The organism is Candidatus Jordarchaeum sp., from assembly GCF_052745115.1.
This window is the reverse complement of the sequence record NZ_JBRAKS010000311.1, coordinates 1-4,521: the sequence shown is the minus strand read 5'-3', so window position 1 is coordinate 4,521 and position 4,521 is coordinate 1. Positions and strand designations below refer to the sequence as shown.

Here is a 4,521-nt window from a genome sequence, read left to right as displayed (position 1 = left end):
AAACTAACCTACCATGTCTCCATGTAAAGATATGTTAAGTTTTAGTGACCAGGATATGGAATCAATTCTCAAATTAGAGGAAAACTCAAGGGTCAGAGCACTATGGGCTTTTTTCTAGTTCTTCTAGAATGGCGGACAGTGTTTCTTCTCTTATCCTGTAACCCTTCTTCACAAGTTTCAGAACATCTTCCTTCATTTGTTTCTTAGATATTATCCCTTGTCTAACAGCGAGTGATAGGACTCCTATTGTCCCCAAGGGTTTAAGTGCATGTATCTCTGCTGCAATTCTGGCTTTTCTCTCATCCGCTAAAACTGTTGAGATTTTCTCTCTTAACGCTAGTTGAATGGTCTCCTTTTCCCCCTCACCTATTGGAAACTCTTTTAAAAACTGTTTTTCCAAACCAACTCTCTTAACCTTTATAAAACCCGTTTGAACCTGCTCGTATATTAGGTTCGCATCCTCATACCCCAACTCTCTGCCTCTTATCACTGTTTCTTGGTAAACTCGATTTGGTACCAGAATTTCCTGAAAGAGTTGAGGTAGCAGTCTTATTTGTTTCAATTTCGCTAAATATATTAGAGGAGAAGCATTACTGACCGCCTTCATCTCTTCTCACTCAGAGCCTTGATGTCTTCTGCCAACTCGTCCTCCGTGTAGTCCATGTAGATGCCGTACTCCTTGATTTTGTCAATCATCTCCCATAATGAAACATTAGCTATGCTTGCAGCCTTCCACAGGGAAACCTTCCTCTCCCGGTACATCGCAAGGGCCTTTTCCATTCTCCACTTTTCTAACCCCAACTTTATAAGTTCAGTCATCGCCTTTGTTTTCGACTCTCCCCTCTCCTTACTGTACTGTTGAATCTGTTTATGAAGATCCTCATCCAACCTTATTGAAATCATCCTTTTTGGCGAAATCTCCGACATTGTATCACCAACTATATTATTTGTAATACAAAATATAAAAATAACCTAATACGTCATCACAAATTTAACCATCCCAGATTTTCCCCGCTTTTTAAAGAATACTAAGACAACTCATCATAAAGATCTACAAGTTCCCCCCTCACCGAATAAGTAATTATTTTTTCATAAATTGAATTGTTTTTAAAGCGTATCAAACCGTGAGACCTAATTCTCTTTTAGCTATTTTTTGGACCTTACGCGCTCCTCTTCTTTTTTCCAAGCTTCTTTAATCATTCTACCCAACCCACTTACATTATCATTCCTCTGACTCAAAATTCGATCTATTTTAGTCTTTGCAGTCTTTTTAGGTTCCCCCTTAATCCCAAATTTATACCTAATATCTCCAAATAGATAATAACCTACTCCTATTGCTAAAATCAAGTGGAGAATGTTAGTTATAGCCAACATCAAACCTACACCCAATGTTCCGATAATGGCGAATACCGAAAGTGCGTTTATATTGAAGAAAATATATTCCAAACTAACACATTTTAAATTTAAAACTGCAAAAAATGAGCTATAGGCAAAGAATATTATGGTGAATATTCTAGCTCAGTTCTTCATCCGAATAAGTCCCACAGAAACTATAACTAAAATTACGCTTAGGAGCGGGTAGAAAATCAACTGCAACCACAACCACAGGGAAAAGGACCATAAAATTAAGTACATCAACGGAAATATCATAGCCTCGACAAGAGAATTCCACGCTGGATTCCAGAAAAAACTCCCAAGAGGATACCATAATAATTGAATACCATAAAAGGGGTATCTTATTATGTAATAAGAAACCATTACATCAGGTGTTGATACTATAGGCAGCGCGTAAGGATTCTGAATAATTGTAAAGAAAAACATTGTAATAAGAACGTTTCCAAGTACTATCAATAGAAGAAAAATAACAATAAAGACTATACCAGCAGTAATACCCTTAATATTTTTAGATTTATTTTTCTTATTCGAACTCATATCTCATTTATCTCTCCCCAAACTCGTATTTCACATCTCCTAAAAAGTAGACAATTATAGCTATTCCAAACAATATGAAGGGGACACTAAGCAGAGTAATTGCACTTAAGAATACTATTGGAATGAAAAAGAAAATACCGATTATTATATATGCTACGCCCATTGTCAACGCAAGATATCGTCCCCAGTTCATCAGCCTTAGCAAGCCGTAACTTGAGGTAATACTTATTGGTGCTAGAATTAGTCCAAACCACATCATCATTTTGAGAAATAAAACTTCAATTGACCAAAAATGCAAAGCTGAATAACCAGGTGGTCCACCCATAGGAGTAAGACCAGTTATTAAAATGAAATAAATCGCATATGCGTCTCCCCAGTACTGGATAACTTCTGGTGGAGGCTGCACCATCCCAATAACTATCATTAATGCAGCGACTATTAAGAAAATTAGGGAAAATGCAACTACACCAGCAGGTCTGTGAATTTCCTTATGTTTAACAGAATCTTTATCTTTACTCAAATTCATAATTCAAACCCACCAAGATTAAAATCAGGGTTTTAATACGCAGTGTGATAGTGAGTATAGTAAATGTAACAGCGAATATGTACAGTTATTTATCCACATCTTCGCAGGTTTAATGGAAAGCGTCCCTAAACCCTTGATTCTTATAATAATTTCATCTTATTAATTATCTTTTAGATTTGTGCAAAAACCCTGATTCCGTGATTTTTACTGTTACTCCCAGGTTTGGCAAGGTTAATTCAACAGAAATCAAAAATTTAAAGTTGTGTGTCTTTGAGGATTATGGTAAAATAGAAAAGGTAAAAATACTATGAAAACCTATGGTGGAAATGAAGGAAAGGAAGGAGAGTTATCTTCGCAAAATTCAATCTATTCAAGAGAACATTAAATCCGTTAAAGAGTGGCTGGTGGAAACAACGCTTGAAAAGTTTTTAGGGGATAAAAAGACTCGTTTAGCAGTGTTTAAGGCATTTCAGGAAGTGGTAGAAACCTGCATGGATTTGGCAGCTATGCTGGTTAGAGACCGTGGAGTTCCACCTAAGGATGATTATACTAACTTGGAAACGTTAAGAGAAGAAAAAGTAATATCTGACAAGATGGAGGATATTTTAGCGGAGGCTAATGGTCTACGCAACTGGATAATCCACAGATACAATAAGCTGGAGGAAGAAGAAGCTTACAAAGCGATGCTGAGACTCATAACTCCCCTAGAGGGGTTCATAGGAGTTGTAAAAAAGTGGATTTAGTGGAGAAAGTTAAGAGGGATTTCGGATTCCTAACCGATCGCCGTGATGTTCTAGCCGTGCTTCTTTACGGCTCTCAGGCTTCAGGTGAGTCCACTCCGAGGAGCGATGTGGATATCTGCGTGGTTGCCCCGGAGGCAGACCGCGACTCTCTTTTTAGAACTATTTTAAGGCATGTTAGGGAACCGTATGATGTCAAGATATTTGAATCTTTACCAATGTACTTGAAAATTCAGGTGATCAGAAACCACATCGTAGTCTATGCAAGAGAGGTCCTAGACTTGTACGAGTACTTCTACACCTACAGGAAACTCTGGAAGGATCAAGAGAGGCGGAATACACTAACAAAAGAAGATATAGAAACCCTCCTCAAATGAAAGTAAACCATTTAACAAAAACAGATGATAAAAGTTAATGGCAGTTAATATTTAAAAAACGCTCCTCATCGTTATAATTAATTTTTTGTACTTGCAAAAAACTCTAAAAATTGATTCGATTTGCGATTATTATTTATTTGGTTATTTCCAGAAAAAGAAATTGTTAATTTACAATTTCCTTTCTTATACTCTATGACCCATTCTATTTTACGGAAGTTTGGAGATAAAGATGGATGATTTTTAAATTGGTTTCTTTAGAGCTTGCGCTATTTTATCCGTTATTCCTTCGGGTTTCGGAGGAATTTTATAGATAATTCCTTTTTCGGTTAACTTTGTGTTTGGGAGAATTTTTTCGTTGATGAGTCTCCAGATAATTTTCTCGATTATTTTAGGGTTTATTTCCAAGTCTGAGGCTATTTTTTGGACGTCGATGCGGTCAGATTTTTCTAGTTCCTTATTTACGTAGTCCTGTAATGATATTTTGAGGTAAAGGTAATCGTTAATTAAGTTGAAGTATAGAATGGATTTCTGTTTTGCGGGTTTTATCATTCTTGTGAGGATAGTCTTAAAGATATCCTTTTTGAGATATGTGAGACCTAAAGCTTCTTGTAGCTCTGAAAGGGGTACTATTGAGAATTTTGCTGATTTGATTTTTTCTGTAAAAAGAGGGAGGGAGGCACGGATTAAACGGTTTGAGAACCTTCTAAACATAAATCCCACAATGTATATTATTACCCAGAAAAAAAATAGTACAAATAAGAAGAATATCAAAAATAGGGGATCGAATTGATAAAATAATTCATTGTAACTGGAGAGGATAGGAAACTCCATTGTAATGTAAAAATTATCTAAAGCAGGATTTATGATAGAAACCATTGAAGGAATCATAAAAAATATAAGTGTATAAGATAGTAAAGTTAGTGCCCCATAGGAAGTGATTATTGCT

At 36.1% G+C, this 4,521-nt stretch carries 7 protein-coding genes; 2 read left to right on the top strand and 5 right to left on the bottom strand.

Annotated features, from left to right (window positions below; genetic code table 11):
• Window positions 1-100 precede the first annotated feature (100 nt).
• The 4 genes from ACUVXA_RS16745 to ACUVXA_RS16730 all read right to left on the bottom strand — a co-directional run bounded on the left by ACUVXA_RS16745 (window position 101) and on the right by ACUVXA_RS16730 (window position 2,458).
• Entirely contained in the window at window positions 101-607 is a 507-nt protein-coding gene (locus tag ACUVXA_RS16745) for a DUF3368 domain-containing protein (RefSeq protein ID WP_445872431.1), read from the bottom strand.
• Complete coding sequence (locus tag ACUVXA_RS16740) at window positions 604-927, bottom strand: UPF0175 family protein (RefSeq protein WP_445872430.1); 324 nt, start codon at window positions 925-927, stop codon at window positions 604-606. The genes ACUVXA_RS16745 and ACUVXA_RS16740 overlap by 4 nt, the downstream gene beginning before the upstream one ends.
• Before the next feature lie 219 nt (window positions 928-1,146).
• Complete coding sequence (locus ACUVXA_RS16735) at window positions 1,147-1,374, bottom strand: hypothetical protein (protein ID WP_445872429.1); 228 nt, start codon at window positions 1,372-1,374, stop codon at window positions 1,147-1,149.
• Window positions 1,375-1,939: 565 nt separating this feature from the next.
• On the bottom strand, window positions 1,940-2,458 hold the full coding sequence (locus tag ACUVXA_RS16730; RefSeq protein WP_445872428.1) for a hypothetical protein: 519 nt from the start codon (window positions 2,456-2,458) through the stop codon (window positions 1,940-1,942).
• A gap of 326 nt (window positions 2,459-2,784) precedes the next feature.
• On the opposite strand from ACUVXA_RS16730, the gene hepT reads away from it, so the two are divergent.
• Window positions 2,785-3,201, top strand: a complete 417-nt coding sequence (hepT, locus tag ACUVXA_RS16725; protein ID WP_445872427.1) for a type VII toxin-antitoxin system HepT family RNase toxin — start codon at window positions 2,785-2,787, stop codon at window positions 3,199-3,201.
• Window positions 3,192-3,575, top strand: coding sequence for a nucleotidyltransferase domain-containing protein (locus ACUVXA_RS16720; RefSeq protein WP_445872426.1), 384 nt, complete (start codon window positions 3,192-3,194; stop codon window positions 3,573-3,575). Before hepT ends, ACUVXA_RS16720 begins: the two co-directional genes overlap by 10 nt.
• Window positions 3,576-3,815: 240 nt before the next feature.
• Here ACUVXA_RS16720 and ACUVXA_RS16715 read toward each other — a convergent pair whose 3' ends face one another.
• The gene (locus tag ACUVXA_RS16715; RefSeq protein ID WP_445872425.1) at window positions 3,816-4,286 is read right to left on the bottom strand and encodes a hypothetical protein; all 471 of its coding nucleotides are present in this window, start codon (window positions 4,284-4,286) and stop codon (window positions 3,816-3,818) included.
• Window positions 4,287-4,521: the final 235 nt, after the last annotated feature.